This is a genomic window from Micromonospora xinjiangensis (assembly GCF_056150165.1).
In genome coordinates this window covers 230,764-256,331 of record NZ_JAXCFO010000006.1, presented here as the reverse complement: position 1 = coordinate 256,331, position 25,568 = coordinate 230,764, and the positions used below count along the sequence as shown (strand labels likewise).

Annotated in this window: 27 protein-coding genes and 1 pseudogene; 16 read left to right on the top strand and 12 right to left on the bottom strand. The window is 75.8% G+C overall.

The window, feature by feature from the left end:
• Positions 1–63: 63 nt before the first annotated feature.
• The 3 genes from SM573_RS22700 to SM573_RS22690 are packed head-to-tail and all read left to right on the top strand — an operon-like array spanning position 64 to position 1,912.
• Positions 64–402 (top strand): PadR family transcriptional regulator, encoded by a 339-nt coding sequence (locus tag SM573_RS22700; RefSeq protein ID WP_474610580.1) that lies wholly within the window; start codon positions 64–66, stop codon positions 400–402.
• Positions 399–1,226 (top strand): ATP-binding cassette domain-containing protein, encoded by an 828-nt coding sequence (locus SM573_RS22695; RefSeq protein WP_474610579.1) that lies wholly within the window; start codon positions 399–401, stop codon positions 1,224–1,226. The genes SM573_RS22700 and SM573_RS22695 overlap by 4 nt, the downstream gene beginning before the upstream one ends.
• Entirely contained in the window at positions 1,223–1,912 is a 690-nt protein-coding gene (locus SM573_RS22690; RefSeq protein WP_474610578.1) for a hypothetical protein, read from the top strand. The genes SM573_RS22695 and SM573_RS22690 overlap by 4 nt, the downstream gene beginning before the upstream one ends.
• Before the next feature lie 42 nt (positions 1,913–1,954).
• Here the strand turns inward: SM573_RS22690 and SM573_RS22685 are convergent, their stop codons facing one another.
• The 7 genes and pseudogenes from SM573_RS22685 to SM573_RS22655 form a co-directional block, all read right to left on the bottom strand.
• On the bottom strand, positions 1,955–3,178 hold the full coding sequence (locus tag SM573_RS22685; protein ID WP_474610577.1) for an RNA polymerase sigma factor: 1,224 nt from the start codon (positions 3,176–3,178) through the stop codon (positions 1,955–1,957).
• A gap of 4 nt (positions 3,179–3,182) precedes the next feature.
• Complete coding sequence (locus SM573_RS22680) at positions 3,183–3,518, bottom strand: YciI family protein (RefSeq protein WP_474610576.1); 336 nt, start codon at positions 3,516–3,518, stop codon at positions 3,183–3,185.
• A gap of 99 nt (positions 3,519–3,617) precedes the next feature.
• Positions 3,618–4,199: a hydrolase gene (locus tag SM573_RS22675; protein ID WP_474610575.1), complete on the bottom strand. Its 582-nt coding sequence runs from the start codon at positions 4,197–4,199 to the stop codon at positions 3,618–3,620.
• Positions 4,200–4,230: 31 nt separating this feature from the next.
• Positions 4,231–5,634 (bottom strand): MFS transporter, encoded by a 1,404-nt coding sequence (locus SM573_RS22670; protein WP_474616997.1) that lies wholly within the window; start codon positions 5,632–5,634, stop codon positions 4,231–4,233.
• On the bottom strand, positions 5,631–6,074 hold the full coding sequence (locus tag SM573_RS22665) for a MarR family winged helix-turn-helix transcriptional regulator (RefSeq protein ID WP_474610573.1): 444 nt from the start codon (positions 6,072–6,074) through the stop codon (positions 5,631–5,633). The genes SM573_RS22670 and SM573_RS22665 overlap by 4 nt, the downstream gene beginning before the upstream one ends.
• Before the next feature lie 75 nt (positions 6,075–6,149).
• Positions 6,150–7,904, bottom strand: coding sequence for a sulfatase (locus SM573_RS22660; RefSeq protein WP_474616996.1), 1,755 nt, complete (start codon positions 7,902–7,904; stop codon positions 6,150–6,152).
• A gap of 179 nt (positions 7,905–8,083) precedes the next feature.
• Positions 8,084–8,785, bottom strand: a pseudogene (locus SM573_RS22655) (CDP-alcohol phosphatidyltransferase family protein); the annotation flags it as partial.
• A 91-nt stretch (positions 8,786–8,876) separates the two neighbouring features.
• Between SM573_RS22655 and SM573_RS22650 the strand changes: the two are divergent.
• The 7 genes from SM573_RS22650 to SM573_RS22620 are packed head-to-tail and all read left to right on the top strand — an operon-like array spanning position 8,877 to position 14,562.
• Positions 8,877–9,857, top strand: a complete 981-nt coding sequence (locus SM573_RS22650; RefSeq protein WP_474610571.1) for a zinc-dependent alcohol dehydrogenase — start codon at positions 8,877–8,879, stop codon at positions 9,855–9,857.
• 2 nt (positions 9,858–9,859) lie between these two features.
• Positions 9,860–10,258 (top strand): 6-pyruvoyl trahydropterin synthase family protein, encoded by a 399-nt coding sequence (locus tag SM573_RS22645; RefSeq protein ID WP_474610570.1) that lies wholly within the window; start codon positions 9,860–9,862, stop codon positions 10,256–10,258.
• Positions 10,255–11,334 (top strand): glycosyltransferase family 4 protein, encoded by a 1,080-nt coding sequence (locus SM573_RS22640; protein WP_474616995.1) that lies wholly within the window; start codon positions 10,255–10,257, stop codon positions 11,332–11,334. Before SM573_RS22645 ends, SM573_RS22640 begins: the two co-directional genes overlap by 4 nt.
• Positions 11,331–12,158, top strand: a complete 828-nt coding sequence (locus SM573_RS22635; RefSeq protein ID WP_474610568.1) for a methyltransferase domain-containing protein — start codon at positions 11,331–11,333, stop codon at positions 12,156–12,158. Before SM573_RS22640 ends, SM573_RS22635 begins: the two co-directional genes overlap by 4 nt.
• 46 nt (positions 12,159–12,204) lie before the next feature.
• Complete coding sequence (locus SM573_RS22630; RefSeq protein WP_474616994.1) at positions 12,205–13,158, top strand: lysylphosphatidylglycerol synthase transmembrane domain-containing protein; 954 nt, start codon at positions 12,205–12,207, stop codon at positions 13,156–13,158.
• Between the two features lie 55 nt (positions 13,159–13,213).
• Complete coding sequence (locus SM573_RS22625) at positions 13,214–13,867, top strand: GTP cyclohydrolase II (protein WP_474616993.1); 654 nt, start codon at positions 13,214–13,216, stop codon at positions 13,865–13,867.
• Positions 13,864–14,562 carry a RibD family protein gene (locus SM573_RS22620; RefSeq protein ID WP_474616992.1) on the top strand — a complete coding sequence of 233 codons (699 nt, stop codon included), beginning with the start codon at positions 13,864–13,866 and terminating at the stop codon, positions 14,560–14,562. The genes SM573_RS22625 and SM573_RS22620 overlap by 4 nt, the downstream gene beginning before the upstream one ends.
• A gap of 131 nt (positions 14,563–14,693) precedes the next feature.
• Here the strand turns inward: SM573_RS22620 and SM573_RS22615 are convergent, their stop codons facing one another.
• Positions 14,694–15,731, bottom strand: coding sequence for an NAD(P)H-dependent flavin oxidoreductase (locus tag SM573_RS22615; protein WP_474610564.1), 1,038 nt, complete (start codon positions 15,729–15,731; stop codon positions 14,694–14,696).
• Between the two features lie 111 nt (positions 15,732–15,842).
• On the opposite strand from SM573_RS22615, the gene SM573_RS22610 reads away from it, so the two are divergent.
• Both SM573_RS22610 and SM573_RS22605 read left to right on the top strand, forming a co-directional pair.
• Positions 15,843–16,478 carry a hypothetical protein gene (locus SM573_RS22610; RefSeq protein WP_474616991.1) on the top strand — a complete coding sequence of 212 codons (636 nt, stop codon included), beginning with the start codon at positions 15,843–15,845 and terminating at the stop codon, positions 16,476–16,478.
• Positions 16,479–16,542: 64 nt separating this feature from the next.
• Positions 16,543–16,986, top strand: a complete 444-nt coding sequence (locus SM573_RS22605; RefSeq protein ID WP_474610984.1) for a hypothetical protein — start codon at positions 16,543–16,545, stop codon at positions 16,984–16,986.
• A gap of 99 nt (positions 16,987–17,085) precedes the next feature.
• On the opposite strand, the gene SM573_RS22600 is transcribed toward SM573_RS22605, so the two are convergent.
• Entirely contained in the window at positions 17,086–17,277 is a 192-nt protein-coding gene (locus tag SM573_RS22600; protein WP_474617106.1) for a GNAT family N-acetyltransferase, read from the bottom strand.
• A gap of 424 nt (positions 17,278–17,701) precedes the next feature.
• Between SM573_RS22600 and SM573_RS22595 the strand changes: the two genes are divergently transcribed.
• From SM573_RS22595 to SM573_RS22585, 3 genes are all read left to right on the top strand, one after another.
• Positions 17,702–19,759 (top strand): M6 family metalloprotease domain-containing protein, encoded by a 2,058-nt coding sequence (locus tag SM573_RS22595; protein WP_474610561.1) that lies wholly within the window; start codon positions 17,702–17,704, stop codon positions 19,757–19,759.
• A gap of 109 nt (positions 19,760–19,868) precedes the next feature.
• Positions 19,869–20,300, top strand: coding sequence for a hypothetical protein (locus SM573_RS22590; protein WP_474610560.1), 432 nt, complete (start codon positions 19,869–19,871; stop codon positions 20,298–20,300).
• On the top strand, positions 20,297–20,896 hold the full coding sequence (locus tag SM573_RS22585; protein ID WP_474616990.1) for a TlpA family protein disulfide reductase: 600 nt from the start codon (positions 20,297–20,299) through the stop codon (positions 20,894–20,896). The genes SM573_RS22590 and SM573_RS22585 overlap by 4 nt, the downstream gene beginning before the upstream one ends.
• 103 nt (positions 20,897–20,999) lie before the next feature.
• Here SM573_RS22585 and SM573_RS22580 read toward each other — a convergent pair whose 3' ends face one another.
• The 3 genes from SM573_RS22580 to SM573_RS22570 form a co-directional block, all read right to left on the bottom strand.
• Complete coding sequence (locus tag SM573_RS22580; protein WP_474610558.1) at positions 21,000–22,100, bottom strand: L-dopachrome tautomerase-related protein; 1,101 nt, start codon at positions 22,098–22,100, stop codon at positions 21,000–21,002.
• Between the two features lie 227 nt (positions 22,101–22,327).
• The gene (locus SM573_RS22575; protein ID WP_474616989.1) at positions 22,328–22,906 is read right to left on the bottom strand and encodes a hypothetical protein; all 579 of its coding nucleotides are present in this window, start codon (positions 22,904–22,906) and stop codon (positions 22,328–22,330) included.
• Positions 22,899–24,266 (bottom strand): molybdopterin-dependent oxidoreductase, encoded by a 1,368-nt coding sequence (locus SM573_RS22570; protein ID WP_474610556.1) that lies wholly within the window; start codon positions 24,264–24,266, stop codon positions 22,899–22,901. Before SM573_RS22570 ends, SM573_RS22575 begins: the two co-directional genes overlap by 8 nt.
• Positions 24,267–24,468: 202 nt before the next feature.
• On the opposite strand from SM573_RS22570, the gene SM573_RS22565 reads away from it, so the two are divergent.
• Positions 24,469–25,533: an NAD-dependent epimerase/dehydratase family protein gene (locus SM573_RS22565; RefSeq protein WP_474616988.1), complete on the top strand. Its 1,065-nt coding sequence runs from the start codon at positions 24,469–24,471 to the stop codon at positions 25,531–25,533.
• Positions 25,534–25,568 lie beyond the last annotated feature (35 nt).

Sequence of the window (25,568 nt, the reverse complement as noted above, 5' to 3'; positions counted from 1 at the left end):
GCGCTATCTAGGTTGCGGCGCTAGGTTCCTTCCCGGCAACGGATGATCGCGGTAGGGGCGGGGATGGATCAGGAACGGCGGGCGCAGTGGCTGCGCGGGGTGCTCGACCTCTGCGTGCTCGCGCTGGTCAGTCGGGGCGAGTCCTACGGCTACGAGCTGTCCCAGGCGCTGCGCGCCCACGGGCTCGGCGCCGTGCAGGGCGGCACCCTCTACCCGGTGCTGCTGCGGTTGCAGCGGTCCGGCCTGCTCACCGCGCACTGGCGGGAGGGCGCGACCGGCCCCGCCCGGAAGTACTACCGGATCAGCCCGGCCGGCAGCGCGGCACTGCGCGCCGCCGCCACCGACTGGACCGCCTTCGCCGGCAGCGTGGGCGCGATACTGAGCGAGGAGCCGAAGCGGTGAACGACAACGCCTGGCTCGCCGCCCTCACCGGCGAGCTACGCCGGCACGGGGTGGGGCCCGACCTGACCGGACACGTGGTCGCCGAGGCGGCGACGCACCTCGCCGAGAGCGGGGAGCATCCGCTGCGGGTCTTCGGCCCGCCGGAGGCGTACGCCCGGGCGGTCGCCGACAGCCTCGGCGGGCCGGACCGGCGCCCGCCGCGCCGGCAGCCCGGCCCGGTGCGGCTCGCCGCGCGGGGCATCACGAAGCGGTACCGGGGTCGGATCGTCCTCGACCGCGTCGACCTCACGGTGCGCGCCGGTGAGATCGCCGCGGTGGTGGGCGCCAACGGCGCCGGCAAGAGCACGTTCCTGCGCGTCTGCGCCGGCCTGGTGAGCCCCGACGCCGGCACCGTGCAGGTCAACGGCGACCTCGGCTACTGCCCGCAGGACGGCGGCACCTCCGAGTTCCTCGACCCGGAGGAGCACTTCGTGCTCGTCGGCGCCGGGCGCGGCCTGGGCCGCGGCGAGGCGCGCCGGGCCGGTCGCCGCGGGGCCACCGCGCTCGACTGGACGCCGCCCCGGCGGACCCAGGCGCGGCACCTCTCCGGCGGCACGCGGCAGAAGCTGAACCTGGTGCTGGCCCGGCTGGGCGAGCCGGACGTCCTGCTGCTCGACGAGCCGTACCAGGGCTTCGACCGGGGCACCTACCTGGACTTCTGGCACGAGGTGTGGCGCTGGCGCGACGCCGGCAAGGCCATCGTGGTCGTCACCCACCTGCTCAACCAGCTCGACCGTGTCGACATCGTGCTCGACCTGACCGCCTCCCGGGAGCGCGACGCATGACCAAGATCCTCGTGGTGGCCGAGACCGCCCTGCGCGAACTGGTGCGCCGGCGGTCCGTGCTGGTCATCCTGCTGCTGCTCCCGCTGGCCTTCTACCTCAGCCGCCGGGGCGACCACCTGGGCCAGTCCATCCGCTTCGTCTGCCTCGGCCTGGGCTGGGCGCTGAGCACCGCGGCGCTCTTCGCCGGCAGCGGCGCGCGGGGCATCGAGCCCCGGCTGCGCCTCTCCGGCTACGGCAGCCTGCACCTGGTGCTCGGGCGGCTGCTCGCCCTGTGGACCGTCGGGGTCCTGCTCTCGCTGCCGTACCTCGTGCTCATCCTGGTCGACCAGCACGACGTCCGGTACGGCGCGATCGCCCTCATCATGGCGCTCACCGTGGTCGTGGCCGTCCCGTTCGGGCTGCTGCTGAGCGCCGTGCTGCCGCGTGAGCTGGAGGGGACGCTGGTGCTCCTGACCGTGGTCGGCCTCCAGATGGTGATGGATCCGGCGGACAGCATCACCCGCGCGCTGCCCTTCTGGTTCAGCCGGGAGATCGGCACGTACGCCATCGACCACACCGATGGCGGCTACCTGACGCGGGGGCTGGTCCAGGGGGTCACCTTCGCGGTCGTCCTCACCCTGCTGGTGGTCCTGGCCGCCGCCCTGCGGCTGCGCCGCCGCCGGCACCTGCGGTTCGCGAACGCGTAGCCGGCGCCGAGCGGCCGGGACGCTCCCCGGGCCGCGGTGGTGTCACGACGGGCCGGCCGCCAGCTCGTCCGCCCGGTCGGTGAGCGCCCGGCGCTCGGCCGGCCCGTCGCTGATCGCCGCGGCCTCCCGCAGCAGCGTCACGGCCCGGGCCCGGTCACCCGTGCGCGCGGTCAGCTCCGCCTCGACGGCGAGCGCGCCCGGGTAGCCCGCCAGGCCGCCGCCGGCACGCGCCTCGGCCAGGAGGGCGAGCCCCGCCCCGGGCCCGTACGCGAAGCCGTGCGCCAGCGCCCGGTTCAGCCGTACCACGGGCGAGGGCTGCCGCTCGGCGAGCCGGTCGTACCACCCGGCGATGGCCGGCCAGTCCGTCGCCGCCGGGCCGGGGGCGGTCGCGTGGCACGCGGCGATGTGTGCCTGGAGGGCGTACGGACCGTCCTGGCCGGCCCGGGCCAGCGCGTCGAGCCCCTCGGCGATGGCGGCGTGGTCCCAGCGCGACCGGTCCTGCCGGTCGAGGGTCAGCAGGCGGCCCTCCGGGTCGCGGCGGGCGGCCCGGCGCGAGTGCTGGAACAGGAAGAGCGCGAGCAGGCCGGAGACCTCCGGTTGACCGGGCAGCAGCCGCTCGACCAGCCGGGCCAGTCGGATCGCCTCGTCCGCGAAGGCCGGTTCGCCGTCCGCGTCGTAGCCCCGGGTGAAGAGCAGGTAGAGCACGGCCAGCACGCCCGGCAGCCGCTCCACCAGGGCCGGCCCGGTCGGTACCCGGTACGGGATGCGGGCCTGGGTGATCTTCGCCTTGGCCCGGGTCAACCGCCGGGTCATGGTCGACTCGCTCACCAGGAAGGCGCGGGCGATGTCGGCGGTGCTCACCCCGCACACCGTCCGCAGGGTGAGCGCCACCCGTGCCTCCATCGCCAGCGCCGGGTGGCAGCAGGTGAAGACGAGCCGCAGCCGGTCGTCCACCACCTCCTCCTCCCCGACCACGTCCGGCGCCGACTCCGGGCGGGAGAGCGGCGCCAGCTCACGCAGCTTGCGGCGCTCCACGTCGGCGCGGCGCACCACGTCGACGGCCCGGTTCCGGGCGACCGTCATCAGCCAGCCGCCCGGATTGGCGGGCACCCCGTCCCGCGGCCAGCGTTCGACGGCGAGAGCCAGGGCCTCCTGCGCGCAGTCCTCGGCGAGCGTCCAGTCACCGGTCACCCGGATCAGCGTCGCCACGATGCGCGCGAAGGACTCCCGGCCCGCGACGGCCACCGCCCGGGACGCGTCCGACACCGACTCAGGCGTCCGGGTCCGCGAACGGCCGCAGCTCGATCCGGCCGGCGTACGCCATCGGGTGGCTGCGGGCCACCTCGATCGCCTCGTCCAGATCGGCGCACTCCAGCAGGTCGAAGCCCACGATCACCTCCTTGGTCTCGGCGAACGGCCCGTCGGTGGTCAGCAGCTCCCCGCCACGGACGCGGACGGTGGTGGCCGCGGTCGCCGGGGCCAGCCGGTCACCCGCCAGCCGCTGGCCCCGCGCGTCCCGCTCGGCCACCCACTGCTCGACGTCCGGCGCCGCCGTCGGATCGGCGTCGGGCTCGGTGTCGGTGCAGACGAACATCAGGTACTTCACGCCTCACTCCTTCTCGTGGTGACTGCACCAGGGTGACGAACGAGCCGACCCGATCCGGACAGCGGACGGCGGAGAGTTTCCGGCGATTCGCCGGCGCCGTCAGCCGTGCGTCCGGGCCAGCAGGTCGCGCACCTCCGTGGTGGTACCGGTCTCGCCGAGCCGGGGGAAGATCCGCTCAATGCTGCCGCGGTGAGCCTCGGCGTCGAGGTCGGTCATCGCGTCGGTGGCGAGGGTGACGTGGTAGCCGTGCTCGTGCGCCGCCCGCGCGGTCGACTCCACGCCGATGCTCGTGGCGATGCCGCCCAACACGATCTGGGTCACCCCCCGGCGGCGCAGTTGGAGGTCCAGGTCGGTGCCGTGGAAGGCGCCCCAGTTCCGCTTGGTGACCACGATGTCGCCCGGGTGCCCGCCCAGCTCGTCGACGAGCACGTCCCAGCCCCGGGGGCGGGGCCCGGCCGGAGCGCGGTCGGTGCGGCCCGGGGTCGCGTCGGACCCGTCGGGCGCGGCGGTGACCCGCACCAGCACGACCGGGAGCCCGGCGGCGCGGAAGGCGTCGGCGAGTCGGACGCCGCGCGCCACCACCTCGGCCGCCGGGTGGGGCGCGGTGGGCGCCGCCACGATGCCGCGCTGGAGGTCGACGAGCACGAGGGCGGTGCGCGGGTCGAGGGTGGTGAGGGCCATGAGGTGTCCTTTCGGGGGGTTCGGCGGTCCGTCAGCCGGACGCCGCGCCGGTCGGCGTGCCGATCCGGCGTAGCGAGCGGTCGGGCAGGACCACGACGAGCAGCAGCGCGGCGCTGGCGAGCATGACCAGCGCCAGTTCGTGCAGGCCGGCGGTGTCGGCGCCGGGGCCGAAGGTGGCGGCGCTCGCGGCGGCGGCCACCATCGCGCCGAGGTAGGTGAACGTGCGCAGCAGACCGGCCGAGGACCCGATCCGCGCCGGGTCGGCCTGGTGGTAGAGGGCGTTCTGGTTGGCCAGGCCGAGCAGTCCCTGGGGTACGCCGGCGAGCACGGCCACGACGACGAGCAGCCACAAGCCGCTGTCCGGCTGCACGAGCAGCAGCAGGGCGCAGGCGGCGAGCTGCGTGCCCGCGCCGACCAGCAGCTTGCCGCGTACGCCACGACGGCGCCCGGTCAGCGCCGACACCGCGATCGCGGTCACGAACAGCGGCAGCAGGATGAACCCGGCGGCCGAGGCGGACAGGCCCCGACCCTCCTCCAGCCACTGGGTGTAGCCGTAGAGCCAGGCGTAGGAGACGGTGAAGGTGAGCAGGTTGCGGCCGTACGTCGCGAGCAGCGGCAGGTTCCCGCCGAGCACCCGCAGGTCGAGGAAGGGCTCGGCGGTGCGCAGCTCGCGGACGACCAGCCCGGCGCCGGCGGCCACGGCGACCGGCAGCAGGTAGAGGTTGCCGAGGCGGGGGCTCATGAGCAACAGCAGCACGGCGGTCAGCAGCACGGCGAACAGCGCCATCCCGGGTAGGTCCAGCCCGCCGGACGCGGTGGTGGCGGTCCTCGGCATCCGGCGGGCGCCGAGGAACAGGCAGGCCAGGGCGAGCGGGATGTTGACCGCGAAGATCGTGTGCCAGCCGCCGACGCCGATGAGCAGCCCGCCGAGGCTGGGCCCGACCGCGGCGACGGTCTGCGCGGAGATCGCCAGCGCGGTGAGCACCCCGCCGGGGTTGTCCTCGCCCGTGCGCCGGGACTCGTGCCGCAGCAGGGACATCGCGGCGGGGTAGCCCGCACAGGTGCCGAGCCCCAGCAGCACCCGGGCGACGACCAGCACGCCCAGCGACGGCGCGAGGACTCCGAGCAGGCCGGCGACGCCGGTCAGCGCGGTGCCGGCCAGGTAGAGCCGGCGCGGGCCGTACCGGTCGACCAGCCGCCCGACGACGGGCTGCCCGATCGCGGTGGCGAGGTAGAGCGCCGAGACGAGCCAGGCGGTACGCGACGGGGGCGCGCCGAACGTCGCCCCGATCGGCACCAGCGCGACGGCGATCATGGAGGAGTTGATCGGGTTGAGCACGGCGCCGAGGATCATGGGCGCGACGAGCCGACGGTCGAAGCCGGGCGGGCGTCCGGCCTCGCGTGCGGTCTCCGCCGGGGTGGCGCGGGTCGTCATGATCCGGTGAGGCGGTCGAGCAGGGTGAGCGCCTCGACGATCGTGCGCCGCTCGGCGTCGGTGTAGCGCTCCCGCAGGGCGCGGGCCAGCCACTCCTCACGCACCTGCCGGTCGCCCTCGACGCGTGCCTGACCGGCGTCGGTGAGCGAGACGACCTGGCGGCGCCCGTCGGCCGGGTCGGGGGTGCGCGCGACCAGGCCCTGCTCGCCCAGCGGGGCGAGGATCGCGGCCATCGACTGGGGTCGGACGCGCTCGGCGGCGGCCAGGTCGCTGGCGGAGGCGGGACCGGTCGTGGCGAGCCGGCTCAGCACCGAGGCCTGCGAGGCGGTGAGACCGTCGCGGTCGGGGACCTCGCGCAGTCGACGGCGGAGCCGGCTGAACACCACCCGCAGCTCGTGCGCGAGCCGGGCCGCGTCGGCGGGGACGTCGCTACCGGTCACCAGCCCCACGCTAGAACCGTCAGCCTGGACTGAACAGTTCAGGCTGACGATTGTGAGGCGCGGAACAGCGCCCCGTCACCGGGCCGGGTGGGCGGCCGCCGTGCCCGGTACCGACCCGAACGCGGTGAGGAACCGGTCGCGGAAGGCGTCCATCGGCCAGACCGGCGCGTCCGGCCGGGGACGCAGGCCGGCCTGCCAGCCCCAGCCGGTGATCCGGTCGAACACGGCCGGGTCCCGGGCGACCAGGGTGACGGGGACGTCCCGACTGGCGTCCGGGCCGGTCACCACCGGCGCCGGCTGGTGGTCGCCGAGGAAGACCAGCACCAAATCGTCGTCGCCGTAGGTCTCGACGTACGAGACCAGCGTCTCCAACGAGTACGCGATCGCCTGCCGGTAGCCGGCCCGCACCTCCGTGCCGCCGCGCCCCACGGCGTCCCCCGGGCCCTCGACGCGGGCGGCGGCGTGCGCGAACACCGAACCGTCGCCGACCTCGTCCCACCCGACGAGTCGCGGCACCGCCGTCCACGGTGAGTGACTGGAGATCAGCGGGATCTCCGCCATCACCGGCGGCCGGTCCTTCGGTGCGCGTTCGGCGCGCTGGAACGTCGCGAGCGTGTACTGGTCCGGCATGGGGGCGTAGCTGAACTTGGGGCCGCGGTAGCCGAGACCCGCGGTGTCGTAGTACCCGTCGTAGCCGAAGAACGCGCCCTCCGGCCAGGGCTGGGTGGCCGCCGGCATGACACCCACCGTGCGCCAGCCGGCGCGGCGGAACGCGCTGTTGAGGGTGAGCCGGTCGCTGGCGAGCAGGGCACGGTGCCGCTGCTCGTTGTCGATCCAGAGCCCGGACAGCAGCGTGTCGTGGGCCAGCCAGCTGCCGCCGCCCGTGGTGGGGGAGGTGAGGAAGCCGCTGCGCGCGTCGTACCCGGCGGCCCGCAGCCGGTCGTAGCCCGCGTCGAGGACCGGGTTGACCCCGGAGGAGAGCTCCGGGTCCTCGACGGCGCTGCGCCCGTAGCTCTCCACGAACGCCAGGACCACGTCCTTGCCGCGCAGCGCGGTGAGCAACCGGTCGGCGGGCGTGTCCCGGAACGGGTCGGTGGTGAGCTCGGCGGCGAAGGCACCCCGGTCGTGCAGGCGGTCGCGCACCTGCGCGGCGTGCGCCTCGACCAGCGCCGTCGTGCCGGTGTCGGCCACCGGCACGCCGAACGCGGCGCACGCCACCCAGGCCACGGTGAGTCCGGCGACCGCGCGCGTCGCGGCCCGGTCGTGCCGGGCCACCAGCCGGCTCACCCGCCGCACGGCGAACGTCATCGACACCAGCAGCGCGGCCGCCAGCAGCGCCGCGCCGACCGCCGCCCCGACGGCGCCGGCCCGGCCCACGGCGTCGCTGAGGAAGCCGTACGCGTCGTCGAGCAGCGCCCAGTCGAGCACGAGGTCGAACGGCCGGGAGAGGGCGGTGCGAAAACCCAGGTCGGCGAGGCGGAGCACGGCGAGCAGGCCCAGCGCCGGGCCGGCCACGAGCACCACCGCCCGTCGCCCGCGCGGCGGCAGCGCGATCAGCAGGGCGAGCCCGAGCAGACCCTCGAGGGGGATCCGCAGGAACGCGGTGGCGTCGAGCCGGTCGGCGCGGTCCGGGCCGACCAGGGCGGCGAGGACCAGCAGGACGGCGAGCGCGCTGACGAGCCCGGAGAGGGCGAGCCGCCACGCCGGGCGGCCGGCTGGCGTACGCCCCGGCCCGGCGTCGTCCGGGCCGGGAGCGGGACCCACCGTGCCGGCGTCGTCCGGCTCGCCGTCTCCCCGGCGTCGCGGGCGCCCCGCCTCGGGCGACCGCATCAGCGTCCCCAGCCGGCGGAGCGTGGGCCCGGGGCGGCCAGCGCCGGAGGGCGGGCCGGTGCGCCGGAGGCGGCCGGTGCCGGGACACGGGCCGGGGTGTGGGGCGGCGCGCCGGACGTGGCCGGTGGCGGGGCAGGAGTGCCGTTCCCGAGCGCCTCGGGGCGGATGGTCCCACCAGCCGGTCGCGTCCGGCTCCGCGGCGACCGGTGCCGCCACAGCCACCGGACGTCCCGGCCGAACGACTCGACGAGCAGGGCCAGCGCGGCCGCCACGAGCAGCGTGGCCAACGGCCCCGGCCGCAGCGCGGCCGCGGTCAGCACGACTCCCTGGCACGCCGCGACGACCTTGCGCCACTGCCGGGGCGGCAGGGTGCCCCGCATCCACGGCAGCGCCCAGCCGGCGGCGACGAACGCGTACCGCATCCCGCCGACGGCCAGCACCCAGACCCCGGCGGTCGGGGCGACGTGCACGCTGAGCACGAGCAGGAGGATCGCGTCGACCTCCATGTCGAAGCGGGCGCCCAGCACGCTGGCTGTGCCCGTCCGGCGGGCCACCCGGCCGTCGACCGCGTCCAGCAGCAGCGCCACCGCGGCGAGGGTGACGAGCACACCGACCGGCGCGGGCCGGGCGGTCGCATCGGCGACCAGCGCGGTCACGGCGCCGACCAGCACCGACCGGGTGAGCGTCACCCGGTCCGCCGGACCGAGCCGCCCGGCGCCGGCGCGGCGCAGCCCTCGGCTGAGCAGGGCGGCGCTCACCACGCCGTAGCCGGCGCCGGCCAGCCAGCCCGCGCCGCCCAGGCCGGTGGTGGCCGCGAGGACGGCGAGCAGGGCGATCTGGGCAGTCAGCCCGACCAGGGGACCAGTTCGAACCGTTCGCACCGTGCCTCCGTGTTTATGATCGACGACCCTGCCAGGGAACACGGAAACGACGACCGTTCGGTTCGGTCGGGGCGCAGTGAAGGAGCAGCCGGTGACCCGTGAGGCGCACGCCTTCTGGCTCCGTACGCCCGGCGAGGGGGAGATCCGCCCGGTGGGCCTGCCCGAGCCCGGCCCGGACGAGGTGCGGGTGCGTACCCGCTGGTCCGGGGTGAGTCGGGGCACCGAGACGCTGGTGTTCTCCGGCCGGGTGCCGGCCGACCAGTACGCCGTGATGCGCGCCCCCTTCCAGGACGGTGACTTCCCGGCGCCGGTGAAGTACGGCTACCTCAACGTCGGTGTCGTGGAGCAGGGCCCGGCGCGGCTGCGCGGCCGGACCGTGTTCTGCCTGTACCCCCACCAGACCGCGTACGTGGTGCCGGCCTCGGCGGTGGTCCCGGTGCCCGACACCGTGCCGGCCTCCCGGGCGGTGCTCGCCGGCACGGTGGAGACGGCCGTGAACGCGCTCTGGGACGCCGGCCCGCTGCTCGGCGACCGGGTCACCGTGGTGGGCGCGGGGATGGTGGGCTGCTGCGTGGCGGCGCTGCTCGCCCGCTTCCCCGGCGTCCGCGTGGAACTCGTCGACACCGATCCGGGCCGGGCCGCCGTCGCGGAGGCGCTCGGCGTCGACTTCGCGTCCCCCGACGCCGCGGCCGGCGGGCGGGACCTCGTGGTGCACGCCAGCGCCACGGCCGCCGGCCTGCAGCGCTCGCTGGACCTGCTCGTGCCCGAGGGCACCGTCGTCGAGCTGAGCTGGTACGGCGACCGCCCGGTGCAGCTGTCGCTGGGCGGGGCGTTCCACAGTGGCCGGTTGACGATCCGGGGCAGCCAGGTGGGCACCGTGGCGCCGGCCCGGCGGGGCAGCCGCAGCTACGCCGACCGGCTCGCGCTGGCCCTGGACCTGCTCGCCGACCCCGCGTTCGACGCGTTGATCACCGGGACGTCCCGCTTCGCGGAGCTGCCCGACGTGCTGAGCCGCCTGACCTCGGGCGACCTGCCCGCCCTCTGCCACCTCATCAGCTACGACGAGGAGTGACCGTGTTCAGTGTGACCGTCCGTGATCACATGATGATCGCCCACAGCTTCCGCGGCGAGGTCTTCGGGCCCGCCCAGCGCTTGCACGGCGCGACGTTCGTGGTGGACGCCACGTTCCGCCGTGCCGAGCTGGACGCGGACGGCGTGGTGGTCGACATCGGTCTGGCGACCGAGCAGCTCAAGGCGGTCCTCGGCGAGCTCACCTACCGGAACCTCGACGACGAGCCGGCGTTCGCCGGGGTCAACACCACCACCGAGGTGCTCGCCCGTACGGTCGCCGACCGGCTCGTCGAGCGCGTGCACGCCGGCCGGCTCGGCGAGGGGGCGCGCGGACTGGCGGGGGTCACCGTGACCCTGCACGAGTCGCACGTGGCCTGGGCCAGCTACGAGCGGGCCCTGTGAGACGCTCCGCCGCACCGGCGGCGGCACCGGAGGAGGTGACCGGCGGCGAGGTGCACGTCGTGCTGCCCAACGACATTGACGACCCGGCCTCGCCCAGCGGCGGCAACCACTACGACCGCCGCGTCTGCCAGGGCCTCGCCGAGCGGGGCTGGACCGTACGGGAACACCCGGTCGCCGGGGAGTGGCCACGGCCGGACGGCGCCGCCCGGGCGGCGCTCGGCGGGGTGCTCGCGGCGCTGCCCGACGGCGCGGCGGTCCTGATCGACGGGCTGGTCGCCTCGGCCACGCCGGAGGTGCTGGCCCCGCAGGCCGACCGGCTGCGGCTGGTCGTCCTGGTGCACATGCCGCTGGGGCACGACGCCGAGGCCCGGGCGCTGTCGCTGGCCCGCGCGGTGGTGACCACCAGCGGCTGGACGCGCGATCGCCTGCGCGACCGGTACGGCCTGCCCGCCGTCCGCGTGCACGTGGCCGCCCCCGGGGTGGACCCCGCGCCGCTGGCGGCCGGTTCCGGCACCGGCGGATCCCTGCTCTGCGTCGCGGCGGTCACTCCGACGAAGGGTCACGACGTGCTGGCCGCGGCGCTCGCGCTGATCCCGGAGCTGCCCTGGACGTGCGTCTGCGTCGGCGCGCTCACCCGGGACCCCGGCTTCGTCGCCGACCTGCGCACGAGGCTCTCCGCCGACGGGCTGGCCGCGCGGGTACGGCTGGCCGGGCCGTCCACCGGGCCGGCGCTGGACGCCGCGTACGCCGCCGCCGACCTGCTCGTGCTCCCGTCGCGCGCCGAGACGTACGGCATGGTGGTCACCGAGGCCCTGGCCCGCGGCGTCCCGGTGCTCGGCACGGCCACGGGCGGCCTGCCCGAGGCGCTGGGCCGGGCACCCGGCGGCGGGATCCCGGGGCTGCTGGTGCCGCCGGAGGACCCGGCGGCGCTGGCCGCCGCGCTGCGCCGCTGGCTGGACGACGCCGACCTGCGGGCCCGACTCGGCCGGGTGGCGCGGGACCGGCGGGGGACGCTCGCCGGCTGGCCGGAGACGGCGCAACGGGTCGCGGCGGTGCTCGCGGAGGTGACGGCGTGACCACGGACGTCCTGCTGCCCTTCGCGGCCTGGCTCGGGCTGCGGGAGCCCGCCGACGCGGCGGCCCGCGCCGCCACGCTGGTCGACGCCGTCCGCGACCGGCTCCCGGCCGGCGGCCCGCTGGTCGTCCACGACCTGGGCAGCGGCACCGGCTCGATGCTGCGCTGGCTCGCGCCGCTCCTGCCGGGGCCGCAGCACTGGACCCTGTACGACCGCGACCCCGAGCTGCTGGCCCTGGCCGCCCGGTCGGCCGGGTCGGGCGGCGTGGCCGCCGCCGACGGCGCCGCCGTGTCGGTGACCACCCGGCGGGTCGACCTCACCCGGCTCACCAGCACGGACCTCGCCGGGGCGGACCTGGTGACGGCGTCCGCGCTGCTGGACATGCTCACGGCGGAGGAGATCGAGCGGACGGTGGCCGCCTGCGTCGGCGCGGTCGGCCCGACCCTGCTGATGATCTCCGTCACGGGTCGGGTGCGGCTCACCCCGGCCGACCCGCTGGACGCGGAGATCGCCGCCGCGTTCAACGACCATCAGCGCCGCGCCGTCGACGGTCGGCCGCTGCTGGGGCCCGACGCCGTGGACGCCACGGTGGCCGCCTTCGCCCGGCACGGCGTGCCGGTCCGCCGCCGGCCCAGCCCGTGGCGGCTCGGCCCGGGCCAGGCGCGGCTGACCGCCGAGTGGTTCCGGGGCTGGGTCGACGCGGCCTGCGAGCAGCGGCCCGAGCTGGTCGACCGGGCGGTCGGGTACGCCCGGCGCCGCCTGGCCGAGGCGGCGGCGGGCCGGCTCACGGTGGTGGTCGAGCACGAGGACCTGCTCGCCGGCTGAACCGTTCGCCCGCTCGGCCCGTGCCTATCGATGAGAGCGATCTTCGATGGGGAGGACCGGCGCGATGTTCTGGTCGTGGGCGCGGGCACTCGGCGGGATCGGCCTGCTCGCCGCGCTGCTGTGGCAGGTGGGCGGCGGGCCGTTCCTCGACGGTCTGGCGCTGATCGACGGCCGGGCGCTCGTCGCGGCTCTCGCCATCGGGGCGGTGACCACGGTCTGCGGCGCGTGGCGGTGGAGCCTCGTGGCGGGCGGGCTCGGCGTCCGGCTGCCGCTGCGGACCGCCGTGGCGCACTGCTACCGGGCGGTCTTCCTCAACGCGACGCTCCCCGGCGGCGTGCTCGGCGACGTGCACCGGGCGGTGCGGCACGGGCGGGACGCCGGTGACGTCGCGCGGGGCGTCCGCGCGGTGGTCTGGGAGCGCACCGCCGGTCAGGTGGTCCAGGTGGTCCTCGCGCTGGTGCTGCTCGCCGCGTTCCCGTCACCCGTGCGGCCGTACCTGCCGACGGTCGCCGCCCTGCTGGCCGCCGGGGCCCTCGGCGCGGTGCTGTTGGCCCGGCTGCTACCCCGCGCCGGCCGGTCCCGGTGGGCCCGGGCGGCGCGCGGGGCGGTCGCCGACGTCCGGTCGGGGCTGCTGGCCCGCCGCCTCTGGCTCGGGATCCTGGTCGCCTCCGCGGTGATGGTCGCCGGTCACCTCGCCACGTTCGTGGTCGCGGCCCGCACCGCGGGCGCCACCGCGTCCCTGCCCCGGCTGCTCCCGCTCATCCTGCTCGCCCTGCTGGCGATGGGCCTGCCGCTGAACGTCGCCGGTTTCGGCCCGCGGGAGGGGGTGGCCGCGTGGGCGTTCGGCGCCGCCGGCCTGACCGCCGCGCAGGGGGTCGCGACCGCCACGGTGTACGGGGCGCTGGTGCTGGTCGCCAGCCTGCCGGGCGCCGTCGTCCTGCTCGGTCGGCGGATCGGCCGCCGCTCGAAGGGCGGGACCGGGCCCTGCGTGGTTGAGTGATGGCACGGTGCCGGAACGCGCGGCCCCACCGGGTCGCGCTGGACGAAGGAGACCCATGTCGGAAGCACTCCCTGTCGCGACGATCCGCACCCAGGTCACCGTGCCGTTGCGGTTCCCGGACGGGTACGCCACGACCGCCCGCCTGTTCACCTTCAAGGGGCTGGTCGACGGCCGGGAGCACCTCGCGTTCGGTCTCGGTGACTGGGCGGGCGCCCTCGACCGGCACGCCGCCGGAGGCGCCGCCCCGCTGGTGCGTCCGCACAGCGAGTGCCTGACCGGGGACGTGTTCGGCAGCCAGCGCTGCGACTGCGGCCCGCAGCTGCGCGAGGCGGTCGAGCGGATCGCGGACGCCGGTGGCTTCCTCCTCTACCTTCGGCAGGAGGGCCGGGGCATCGGCCTGTACGCCAAGCTCGACGCGTACGCCCTCCAGGACGCCGGCCTGGACACCTACGAGGCGAACGTGGCGCTGGGCCACGGCGAGGACGAGCGGGACTACTCGGCCGCCGCCCAGATGCTGGCCACCCTCGGCGTCACGGGCATCGCGCTGCTCAGCAACAATCCGGAGAAGGCGCTCCAGTTGGACCGGCTGGGCGTGACGGTGACCGAGCGGGTGCCGACCGGGCTGTACCTGTCCCCGGCCAACGCCGACTACCTGGCGGCCAAGGCCGGCCGGGCGGCCCGCACCCCCGACCTCCCGGCCGTCCGGTGACGCCGCAGCCGGCGCGGCCGTACGTGCTGCTCAGCTGCGCCACCTCCATCGACGGCTACATCGACGACGCCACCGACCAGCGGCTGCTGCTCTCCAACGAGGACGACTTCGACCGGATCGACGAGGTGCGGGCGAGCTGCGACGCGATCCTGGTGGGCGCGGGCACGGTCCGCCGCGACGACCCGCGACTGCTGGTGCGCTCGGCCGGGCGGCGGGCGGAGCGGGTGGCGCGGGGACTGCCGGCGACACCCGCCAAGGTCACCGTGACCGCCTGCGGCGACCTCGATCCCGGGGCCCGGTTCTTCACCGCCGGCGAGGCGGAGCGCCTGGTGTACTGCGCGAGCGGCGCGCTGGAGAAGACCCGGGAGCGGGTCGGCCACCTCGCCGACGTGGTCGACGGCGGTGATCCCGTGGACCTTCCGGCCGTGGTCGCCGACCTGGCCGTCCGGGGCGTACGCCGGCTGATGGTCGAGGGCGGCGGGACGGTGCACGCCCAGTTCCTCGCCGCCGGCCTCGTCGACGAGTTGCACCTGGTCCTCGCGCCGTTCTTCGTGGGTGACTGCCGGGCGCCGCGCTTCGTGGGCGACGGCCGATACCCGTGGCACCCGGGCCGGCGGGCCAGGGTGGCCGAGGTGCGCCAGATCGGCGACGTGGTGCTGGTGCGCTACGCCCTCTCCGACCGCTGCGTGCGCTGACGCGGCCCGGCGTGGCGGCCGGGGCCCGGGCCCCGGCCGCCGGGGGTGCCGTTCCGGTTTGTGGTCGCGGCTGCCGGGGCGGCGCGCCCGCGGCGCGGTTGTGGCGGCCGGGGCGCGAAACGGGGCGCCGGTCAGAGGGCGGACGTCAGGCGTTCGACCACGGCCCGGGCGGGGCCGGTGGTGGCGTGCCGGTAGCCGGTGCCCGCCCACAGGTGCAGCCGGTCCGCGTGCCCGGCCGCGGCGGCCGCCGCCCGCATGCCCCGGGTCAGGTGGTGCACCTCCGGGTAGCCGAGCGGCGCCGCCGGCTCGTACCGATCGATGAACGCGTTGCGCAGGCCGCGGGCCGGCCGTCCGGTGAAGGCGCGGGTCAGCACGGTGCCGGTGCGGGCCGGGTCGGCCAGCGCCTCGCGGTGGGTGCGGCTGGCGCCGCTCTCGTCGGTACGCAGCAGCAGGGTTCCCACCGCGACCGCGCTCGCGCCGGCGGCGAGCAGGTCACGCACGTCCTGTGGGCCCGCGACGCCGCCGGTGGCCACCACGGGCAGGCCGGCGGCGACGGTCACGTCCCGCACCAGCGGCAGGGTGGAGGTCGGCGGCGCCGGCCGGCTCGGGGTGTGGGTGCCGCTGTGGCCGCCGGCCTCGGTGCCCTGGGCGACGAGCCCGTCGACGCCCAGGTCCCGGGCGGCGAGTGCCTCGTCCACCGAGGTGACGGTGACCAGGACCCGTGAGCCGGCGCGGCGAAGCCGGGCCAGCGCCGCCGGGTCGGGCAGCCCGAACGTGAAGCTGACCACCGGCACGGGGTGCCGCACCAGCAGGTCGATCTTGTCGGCCCAGTGGTCGTCGTCGTGCACCAGCGGCGCCGCGGCCAGGTCCAGCCCGTACGGCTCACCCTCGGCGGCGATCGCGCGGGCGTACCGGCGGAAGGTGGTCTCGTCGATCTCGCGCGGGCCGGGCACGAAAAGGTTGACGCCGCACGGGGTGTCGGTGGCCCGCAGGTCGGCCAGGTCGGCGGCGACCGCGTCGGGCGTCCGGTAACCGGCCGGAAGGAAGCCGAGCCCGCCGGCCGCCGTCACGGCCCGTACCAGGGCCGGGGTGGTGCCGCCTCCGGCCATCGGCGCCCCGACGAGCGGCGTCGGGCGGTCGAGCAGGCGGGTCCACGGCTCACCGGTCACCGGCTCAGCCTATCGACGGCGCGACGGCCGGCCGGCCGCGCCGTGGCGGGTCCACCCACGGCATTGATCGCGCCTGATAGACCGGGAGGGGAGGCGCGCAGAGAGGACGTCATGACCGAGGGAACGCCGGACCGTGCCCTGACCGCCGCGCTGGCCGACGCCGCGGCGATCCGGAGCACCATCGAACGCAAGGCCAGCCACAACCAGAACGTCATCGGTCTGCATCTCACGGTCGTCGCGGCCGTGGCCGGGTTCGTCCTCGCCGAGAAGGCCGATCCGCGCCTCCTGCTCCTCCTGCCGCTCGTCAGCGCGGCGCTGGGCCTCAACGTCGTCTCGCAGTACCGCGACATCCGCATCGCGGGGGAGTACATCGAGCAGGTGCTGAGCCCGGCCATCGCCCGGCACACCGGCGACCCGACGCTCTTCGGCTGGGAGGCCTTCTACTGGGCCCGGAAGCGCAACGGGCACCTCGCGCAGGCCGCGGCCATGGGTCTGATCTTCCCGGGCGTCTCCTCGGTGGCCCTGGCCGCCACCCTGCCCGCCGTCCGGACCGGCACGGATCTGCTCGCCTGGTCGGTCGGGGCCGCGATGCTGGCGCTGTTGCTCGCCGGCTGGTCGAACCGGCTGTGGGAGATGGTGCGCGCCCGGCGCGCGCCGGACCGCCGGGCCACCGTGTCCGTGGTGCCGGAGCCGGCGGGACGGGTGACGCCGGGCCGGGCCGCGGAGGCCGAGGCCGCCCAGCTGTGAGGGCGCCGCCGAAGGGCCACGCCGGCGGGGGTTTCCGCTGCGGCCGCCGGGGAAGCCTGCGGGCATGGCCGAGACCTTCGCGGACCAGGACCTGACGACCCTCCGGTCGATCGCACGGGGCGCCGGGATCCCGGGCGCCGAGCGCATGCCGCACGACCAGTTGGTCGAGATGCTGCGCCGTGCCGGGTTGGCCGAGCCGGACGGCGGACCGGCCGACACCAGGCTGGCCGAACGGGACGAACCGGGTGTTTCCTCGCCTTACCGCGGCAAGGGCGTCGGACGTCGCGAGTCCGCCGGCGGCCCGGGCGCCCAGACGGCCTCGGCCGCCGACCAGCAGCCCGCCGAGGCCGTCGACCAGCCGACGGAGGACCCGGCGCACCTGGCGGGGCTACCCCGCAGCAGCCTCGACCTCGGGGACGAGAGCACCGGCGGGCGTGCCGCCGAGGAGTCGATCGGCGCCCGGCCCGGCGAGTCCGGCACCGAGATCGACGACCGCACCCAGCGCTGACGTCCCCCTCCAGTGCCGACGTCCCCCTCCAGTGCCGACGTCCGCACCCAGCGCTGACGTCCGCCCCCGTCCCGGGCGCGGCGCCCCGGCACCCGGGCGCTAGCCCGGCAGGGGTCTGATCAGGGAGATGCCGGAATCGGCGTAGCCGTGCCGGCGGTAGAAGCGCACCGCGCCGGTGTTGGCGTGGTGGATCCCGGCCGACAGCCGGCTGATCCCCCGGTCGGTGGCCCACCGTGCGGCCGCGTCCAGCAGTGCGGATCCCACCCCGAGCGCTCGGGCATCGGCCCGCACCACCGGGTGGACCCGCGTCGAGGCCCGGGACGCAGGATCTGGTGCTCCGGCGGCTCGGGGTTCCGCAGCACCTCGACCATCCCGACCACCCCGGCCGTCGCGGCGCTCGGCGACGAGGATCGCGTCCCGCCCCGACGCGTCGGTCACCGCCGCGGTGAGGTGGCGCACCACCACCTCCCGCCGCGGAACGCGGTAGACGGCCGGGCGACCACCCGGCGACCGGCCGGACGGCCCGCGACCCGGGTACGTCCGCGGCGACGTCTCCTGCACTTGTCGGAAGCCGCGGCGGTCCACCTACCGACATCTGCACAGTGACCGTGGCCGGTGGGACTCATAGATTCACCTTCGGCGTGATCATCGGGACGGTGCGTGTCGCCGGCTCGATCGCCCCGCCTTCCGAGCCCCCGACCTGAGAGGTGACGTGATGCACCCTCTGCCCCCCAGGCGCGCGGTGTGGCGTTCGGTGCTGGCCGCCGCGGTCGCGACCGTCCTGGTCTCGACCGGCTCCGCCGGACCGGCCACCGCCGCACCGGGCCACCCACCGGACGGACCCGCCCCGTTCCAGGTGCTCGACCCGCAGGACTGGCAGAACCCGGACACGATGACGTGGGACGACTACGTCCCGGTGCCCGGCAAGAACTGGGCCGACCCCACCGTGCGCGGGTCGGTCCGCAACTTCAACATCGCACTGGTCACTCTGGACTATCCCGACCAGCCGTTCGTCGTCACGCAGCCCCCGAACTCGACGGTCTTCGGCAACCCGCAGGCCAGCGCCAGCAACATCCCGCGGGACCAGGTCGCCCAGTTCTACCGGGACTTCCTCAACAAGCCGGGTGAGCTGAACCGGGGCCACACCCTGCACGAGTACTGGATGCAGGACTCCAACGGCCGCTACGGCGTGGACCTCACCGGCTTCGGGCCGTACGAGATGCCGGCGAAGTCGTACCAGTACGGCATCGACAACGGCTTCAACCCCGGCGCCTGCCCCTCCGGCGAGACGTGCGCCAAGAACATCCGCACCGACGGGCTGGGCGCCTGGCGCGCGGCGGTCGGCGAGGAGGTGGCCGACAGCTTCGAGCTGGTCTTCATCCTCTCCGCCGGCCAGGACGAGTCGTCCACCTGGCAGGAGTTCGGCCAGATGATGTTCCAGACCAAGGAGGACGTGCCGGACGCGTGGGGCCCGCCGGACCCGGCCCTGCCCAACTACGCGTCGACCCGGTACGTCCCGTGGACGTCGTGGAAGGCGGCGGCCACCATCTGGCCGAACGCGGGCGGCGGCTCGTCGACCCAGGCGGAGAGCTCCGGCATGGGCGTGTACGCCCACGAGCTGAGCCACCTGCTCAGCATCGGCGACAACTACAACAACCCGTACGGCACCCCGTTGCGCCGCGCGTACACCGGCATCTGGAGCATGATGTCGCGCGGCTCCTTCAACGGCCCCGGCGGCCCGCACACCCGCTGGCAGATTCCACCGGTGAACGGCGGCTCGATGGGCTCGCTGCACACGCTGCGGGACAAGATGAAGATCGGGTTGGTCGGTGAGGAGCACGTGCTGCGCCTCTCGCGGGAGGGGCTGGCGACCTCCGGCCTGGTCGTCGCCGACGTCACGGCCCGGGCGGTGGACGCCGGCGAGGGCGGGCTGACCGGCGTCAACATCGCCATGGACGCCGACCGTTCGCCCGCGTGCACGGTCAACACCGACCCGCTCTGCGACGGCGGCCGGTACAACAACTACACCGTCGAGGTCGTCGACCGGATGGGCGCGGACTCGTTCACCCCGGACAGCGGCGTGCTGATCAGCAAGACCAAGAACACCGACAGCGCGCCGTTCCAGTGGGTCGTCGACGCCAACCCGCAGGACATCGACATGGTGGACTTCTACCAGCCCGACGGCACCCCGCAGAAGATCACCATGGGCGACTACCGGCAGCTCTCCGACGCGCTGTTCCACGCGGGCGCCAACTCGGGCAGCGAGTACGAGTACGTCGACGAGGCCAACCGGCTGCACTTCTACGTGCTCAACCTGCGCCGGGACCGCGCCGGCGTGCTGTCGTACACGGTGGCCGTCCGTTCGCTGGACGGCGCCGGGCCGAGCCGGCACGGCGTGAAGCTGTCCAAGGGCCACCTGGTGACCCGGGGCAAGCCGACCGGCAAGGGTGCGAGCTGCACGTTCGACCTCACCAACACCGGCCGGTACGTGGCCGCCGGCCAGCCGCACCCGGAGGACGTGACGGAGCAGCTGAAGTCCGACGTGTACCGTCTCACGGCGAGCGTCGGCGGCAACGGCTGGCGGGTGGAGCTGCCGAACGAGCTGGCCACGGCCCGGTTCGGCGCGACCACGCCGGTCAACGTCTCGGTGGGCGCCAGCCGCCACGCGAGCGCGACCACCCTGGTGACGCTCACCGCCACCTCGGAGAGCGACCCCAGCAAGACCGTGACCAGCCAGTGCCGCGTCGAGCGGCCCCGGGCCCTGCTCGGCTGAGCCACGGCACGCCCCGGGGTGGTGGGTGATCCCGTACCCACCACCCCGGGCCCCGCCCCGGTGGCGGCCACCCCGCCCGGGCCCCACCCCCGACGACCTGGGAGGACGGATGCGGCGCCTGCTGGCAGCCCTGTTGCTGCCGTCGCTGCTCACCGGCGCGTTGACCGCCTGCGGTGACGGGGAGGAGGCCCGCTCGGCGACGACCGTGCGGGTGCTCGTCCGGGACATCAACATCCGGCCGGAGGGCGTCGAGTGCGCCGGCACCGGCCCCTACACCCACTTCCACAACCGTGCGCCGTTCCAGGTGATTGACGCGGCCGGCGAGACGCTGGCCGAGGGCGTCCTACCCGGCGGCACGTCGGTGGCGACGTTCGAGGAGGACCTGGAGGTGCAGCGGGTGCCCACGTACTGCGAGTTCGCCGTGCCGGTCACGGTGGCCGCGCGGGACGCGTACCGGCTGGTCGTCGACGGCCGCCCGCCGATCGCCCTCACCCGCAACGACAGCGAGGGCCCGGCGCTCGTCGCGGTGGTGCCGTCATGACCCTCCGCCGTACGCTCCGCTGGGCCGCCGCCGCGCTGGTGCTGGTCGGCGTCCTCGCCGCGGCCGCCTGCTCCGGTGGTGACGACGGCGCGGCACCGGAGCAGCCGGTCGTCGGCGGCTCCTCCGCGCTGCCCGGGCCGGCGCCCGCGGGGCTCGCGCTGCGCCCGCCCCCGTCCGGCGCGCCCGGAGCGCCCGCCGTCACCGGCACGCTCACCGACGGCAACCGCGTCGCCTTCGCCGACCTGTGGGCCGACCGGCCGGTCGTGCTCGTCTTCTTCACCTCCTGGTGCACCGTCTGCGCGCAGCGGCAGGACGCCCTCAGCGAGCTGGCCCGCACCCACCGGGACACGGTGGTGTTCGTCGGTGTGGTCGCCGAGGACCAGGCGCCGGACGTGCAGCGGTACCTGCGGGAGCACCGCGTGGAGTACCCCGTCGTGGTCGACGACGGCGGCGCGATATCGCGGTCGTACGCCGTCCGCGAGCCACCCGCGGTGGTCGTCGTCGCCAAGGGCGGCGCGCTGCTGCGGGGCTGGCCCGGCGGGCTGGACGCGGCCGCGCTCGACGCCCGGCTGCGCGAGCTGGTGTTGGCCGCCTGACCGACCGGCCGCCGCCCCCCGCCGCCGGCTGCGCGCCGCCGCCGGCCGCGCGTCACGGCCGGCTGCGCGTTGCGGCTGCGTGCCGCCGCGGCCGGGTGGCGGCTCAGCGCAGCAGCACCGGCCCGGCGTCGATCGGGGTCCGGAACAGGGCGTACGGCTTGCGCCGCTGGTCCTGCCCGCCCTGGTAGGTGGCCTGACGGTGCAGCTGGTTGGCGGTGACGTACAGGTGCCCGTCGGCGGCCACCGACATGGTGTCGGGCCAGAGCAGCCGCGGATCGTGCACCAGCGTCTCGAACTGCCCGTCGGGCAGCCGCCGGAACACCGCGTTGTGCTCGTACGACGTGAGGTAGATCCGCCCGGCGTCGTCGCTCTCCAGGCCGTCCGACCCGGTGCCCTTGTCGCCCTCGTCGACGACCGCGTCGGCCGCCTCCTCGTCGGGCAGCGAGGCGTCCGCCAGGGCGTCGGTGGACACGCTGTACAGGCGGCGGGACGCCAGCGGACAGTAGTAGAGCCGGGACCCGTCCGCGCTGATGGCGATCCCGTCGGAGCCCATCGCCAGCGGCCTCGGCGGGCCGTCCGGCGGCCGCTCCAGCAGCGGCCGCCCCTCGACCATCGGCCGGTACCCGTGCAACGACTCCGCCTTCGTCGACGGGTGGTCGTGCAGGCGCCGCCACGAGTGCCCCGACGCCAGGTCGACGACGACGATCCCGTTCGGGCCGGTGGACGCCGAGTCGGTGAGGTACGCGAGGCCGGCCGTGCCCCGGCTCAGGTCGAAACGGACGTCGTTGAGGTACGTGCTGGGCAACGCCACCTCGGCCGGGAACGTGATCACCTGCGCGACCTGGTTGGTGTCCAGATCCACCCGCACCAGCTTCGGCCCGCCGGGTTTCGTCGGCTGGAACATCGGGCTGCCGGTGTCCACCACCCAGAGCCGGTCGGCCGGGTCCACCACGACCGACTGCACGGACACGAACGCCTGCGCGTCGTCGTTCCCGCCGGGGGAGTTCCACCGCTCGTCGGGGAAGGGCACCTCCCGGCCGTCGCGCAACTCGACCACGGTGGCCGGCGGCTGGTCACCCCACTGGGGGAAGTTGACGAAGATCCGCCCCGTGTGCGAGACGGTCACGCCTGTCGGCATCGGGCCGGTGAAGGTGTGCACCAGCTCCAGCTCGCCGACCGGCTCGTCGCCGGCCGGCCCGTTCACGCCGCACCCCCGCCGCGGTTCCGGCTCCGGCGCCCGCGGCTGGCGGGCCGGACGAGGCTTCCCATGACGTACCCCCTGGACGCTGGCGGCTCTGCGGACCGCCCCGTGCTTCCCGAACAATCCCCCCTGAAACCGCCCCCTCCCGCCCCCACTCCCGTCGATCTTGCAGTTGTGGTGCCAGGGTCGGTCCCTGTCCGTACCTTTCGTCACCGACCACAACTGCATGATCAACGCGGGCGGGGGCGGAGGAGGTGGGTGGCGGCGCTGAGTAGGAACAGGGCGCCGGACAGGATCAGCCAGCGGGTCAGGTAGGGGGTCCGGTCCTGATCGGTCGCGGCGTGGTAGGTGTCCTCGCCCCAGCCCAGCACGCTCGGCAGGAAGACCAGGAAGAGCAGCCCGGAGCCCAGCAGCGGCACCCGGAGGTGGCTGAGCAGAGCCCGCCGGCCGCGCTCCCGTGCCGGATCGCCGCGGTGGCCGGCCGGGGCCGTCGGGTCCTGTGCCGGGCCGTCGGCGCAGTGGCGTGCCGGGTCGGCCGGGTTCGGTGCCGATTCGGCTTGCGGGGCCGGCCCGGAGGGCAGCCCCACCAGCCGGCGCAGCGCCCGGTCCACCGTCGCGTACAGGGGGAAGAGGACGAGATCGTGGGCGATCACGGCGCCGACGAACCAGAGCAGCATCCGGCCCGCCGTCGCCTCCCCGGCCACCCGCAGCACCACCCAGCCGGTGACCACGAAACAGGCCACCAGGACGAGCAGGTGCCGGGGCCCGGCGCCGTACGCGGCCCGCAGCCGGGCCCGCGCCTCAGCCATCGGTGCGGAAGTCGATGTCGGCCACCCACTTCGTGCAGTGCACGCCGGGCAGCGCCGGGACGATGATCCGGGCCGGAAAGCCGTGGTCGAGTGACAGGTCCGCCCCGTTGACGCGCAGCGCCAGCAGCGAGTCGCGGTCGCGCACCTGGTTGGCCTGGAGCGTGGCCTGCCGGAACAGCCCGTTCCGCTCCAGGGACCGCACGTGCGCGGAGGCGGGCTCCGGCACCCCGGCGAGGGCGGCGAGGTCCCGCAGCCGCACACCCGTCCAGGTCTGCGTCGTGGACCAGCCCTCCACGCAGGCGATCGGCAGGCGCGCGGTGTGCTGCGCCATCGCCAGCAGCCGGGCGCGGTCGAGCGTGATCGTGCGTCCGTCCCCGTGCAGCGCCAGCCGCCAGCCGGGGCCGGTGTCGGCGGCCCGGACGCCCGCCGCCTCGGCACTCCGGTTCACCGGGAAGCCGTTGGCGCCCTCGCCCGGGTCCTCGCCGCGGGGCAGCAGCCAGGCGGTGCGGCGCAGCGGGCCGTCCAGGCTCTGCCCGACGGTCAGCGCGGCCAGCAGCAGCGAGCCGCCGCCGACCAGGGCGACCGCGCCGCGCCGGCTGACCGTGGGCGGGCCGGGCCGCTCCGGCACGAGGCCGTCCGGGTCGGGCGGTTCGGGTCGGGTCGCCGCGGCGGGCGTCCGCAGCTCCGCGCCGGCCGGGCGGGACCGCAGCGCGGTCACCAGCCGGGGCAGCTTCAGCACCACGTGCACGACCAACGCGGCGGTGAACACCCAGGCCCCGAAGTAGTGCGCGGTGTAGAAGTCGAAGCCGAAGACGTACGCGTACTGGATGTTCAGCAGACCGGTGGCGATCTGGAAGAGGATCCCGCCGACGAGCAGCAGCAGGGAGAGCCGTTCGAGCACCTGCGCCACCGAGCGGGCGGGCGGCCAGTCGAAGAGCTTCGGCACCACCGACCAGAGCTTGGCCAGCACCACCGGGATCAGCACGATCCCGAGCCCCACGTGCAGGCCCTGGGTGAGGCGGAACAGCCACGCCGGCCGGGTCGGCCACTCGAAGTGCGGCAGCCGCAGCCACCCGACGTCCGTGGGGAACGCCTGACCGAACTGCGGGCCGTACGCGGCGTAGTCCAGTAGCCCGGTGACGATCACCAGCGGCAGCGTGGCGAGCAGCACGGCACCGTACACCGAGGTCAGCCACGGCCCGCGCAGCGGACTGCGCCATCCCCGGGTGACCGCGTCCGTGCCGGGTGGGCGGTGCCGGTCCACTGCCCGCCAGAAGCGCCGGGGCGCGCCGTAGCCGCCCGCCCGGTCGCCGGAGGCGGTGGGGTCCTGGGCGGACGGTCCGGGGCGGCTCGCGGACACCGTGCTTCTCCTCGCGCTCGGACGGTCGACTCTCCTGGACATGGTGGCCGACCGCCGGGCTCCCGGACCGGGTTTGCGGCATTACGGGAGGCTTACCGGTCCGGCGGCACCACGACCACCACCCAGACGACCTGTTGCGAACTCCTTACGGGAATCGCGTACCGGCCTCCCCGGCCACCCGGCTGACCTACCGTGACCCGACATGCGGGTACTGGTCACCGGCGCGGCCGGGTTCATCGGATCGCAGGTCGCCGACCTGCTCGCCGACGCGGGGCACGAGGTGGTGGCGCTGGACGCGCTGCTGCCGCAGGCGCACGGCGGGGAGCCGCCGGCGTGGGCGCACCGGCACGACCTGGTGCGCGGGGACGTCCGCGACGCCGCGCTGCTGGACCGCCTGCTGCCCGGGGTGGACGCGGTCTGCCACCAGGCGGCGATGGTGGGGCACGGCCTCGACCCGTCCGACGCGCCGGGGTACGCCGCCCACAACGACCTCGGCACCGCCGTGCTGCTCGCCGCGATGTACCGGGCCGGCGTGTCCCGCCTGGTGCTGGCCAGCTCGATGGTGGTCTACGGCGAGGGGCGCTACGTCTGCGCCGGTCACGGGGTGGTGCGCCCGTCCCGGCGGCGCGCCGAGGACCTGCTCGCCGGGCGGTACGACCCGACGTGCCCTCGCTGCGGCGACCCGCTCGCCCCGGCCCTGGTGCCGGAGGACGCGCCGCTGGAGCCCCGCAGCACGTACGCGGCCACCAAGCTCGCCCAGGAGCACCTGGCCGGGGCGTGGGCCCGGCAGACCGGGGGCGGGGTCTGGGCGCTGCGGTACCACAACGTCTACGGTCCCCGGATGCCCCGCGACACCCCGTACGCGGGCGTCGCCTCGATCTTCCGCTCGGCGCTCGCCGCCGGGCGGCCGCCGCGGGTGCTGGAGGACGGCCGGCAGCGCCGCGACTTCGTGCACGTCACCGACGTGGCGCGGGCGAACCTGTCGGCGCTCACCGCCGCACCGCCGCAGGCCGCACTGGTGCCGGTCAACGTCTGCTCCGGCGAGCCGCACACCGTCGGCGAGCTGGCGCGGACCCTGGCCGACGCGATGGGCGGGCCGTCACCCGTGGTGGTCGGCGGGTCCCGGGCGGCCGACGTGCGGCACGTGGTCGCCGACCCGGCCCGGGCCGCCGACCTGCTGGGCTTCACCGCCCTGGTGAGCTTCGCCGACGGCGTGGCCGCCTTCGCCACGGACCCGCTGCGCGGACCCGCCGCGCTGCCGGCCTGACCGCCCGGCTCCCGGACCGCGCCGCTGTCGCGGCC

Excerpts from the sequence above, each read along its gene's own strand:
- SM573_RS22690 (WP_474610578.1), top strand. The coding sequence starts at position 1,223 with ATGACCAAGATCCTCGTGGTGGCCGAGACCGCCCTGCGCGAACTGGTG.
- SM573_RS22605 (WP_474610984.1), top strand. The coding sequence starts at position 16,543 with ATGGCCGAGACCTTCGCGGACCAGGACCTGACGACCCTCCGGTCGATC.
- SM573_RS22585 (WP_474616990.1), top strand. The coding sequence starts at position 20,297 with ATGACCCTCCGCCGTACGCTCCGCTGGGCCGCCGCCGCGCTGGTGCTG.
- SM573_RS22575 (WP_474616989.1), bottom strand. The coding sequence starts at position 22,906 with ATGGCTGAGGCGCGGGCCCGGCTGCGGGCCGCGTACGGCGCCGGGCCC.
- SM573_RS22660 (WP_474616996.1), bottom strand. The coding sequence starts at position 7,904 with ATGCGGTCGCCCGAGGCGGGGCGCCCGCGACGCCGGGGAGACGGCGAG.
- SM573_RS22700 (WP_474610580.1), top strand. The coding sequence starts at position 64 with ATGGATCAGGAACGGCGGGCGCAGTGGCTGCGCGGGGTGCTCGACCTC.
- SM573_RS22675 (WP_474610575.1), bottom strand. The coding sequence starts at position 4,199 with ATGGCCCTCACCACCCTCGACCCGCGCACCGCCCTCGTGCTCGTCGAC.
- SM573_RS22630 (WP_474616994.1), top strand. The coding sequence starts at position 12,205 with ATGGGGAGGACCGGCGCGATGTTCTGGTCGTGGGCGCGGGCACTCGGC.
- SM573_RS22610 (WP_474616991.1), top strand. The coding sequence starts at position 15,843 with ATGACCGAGGGAACGCCGGACCGTGCCCTGACCGCCGCGCTGGCCGAC.
- SM573_RS22670 (WP_474616997.1), bottom strand. The coding sequence starts at position 5,634 with ATGACGACCCGCGCCACCCCGGCGGAGACCGCACGCGAGGCCGGACGC.
- SM573_RS22595 (WP_474610561.1), top strand. The coding sequence starts at position 17,702 with ATGCACCCTCTGCCCCCCAGGCGCGCGGTGTGGCGTTCGGTGCTGGCC.
- SM573_RS22590 (WP_474610560.1), top strand. The coding sequence starts at position 19,869 with ATGCGGCGCCTGCTGGCAGCCCTGTTGCTGCCGTCGCTGCTCACCGGC.
- SM573_RS22625 (WP_474616993.1), top strand. The coding sequence starts at position 13,214 with ATGTCGGAAGCACTCCCTGTCGCGACGATCCGCACCCAGGTCACCGTG.
- SM573_RS22565 (WP_474616988.1), top strand. The coding sequence starts at position 24,469 with ATGCGGGTACTGGTCACCGGCGCGGCCGGGTTCATCGGATCGCAGGTC.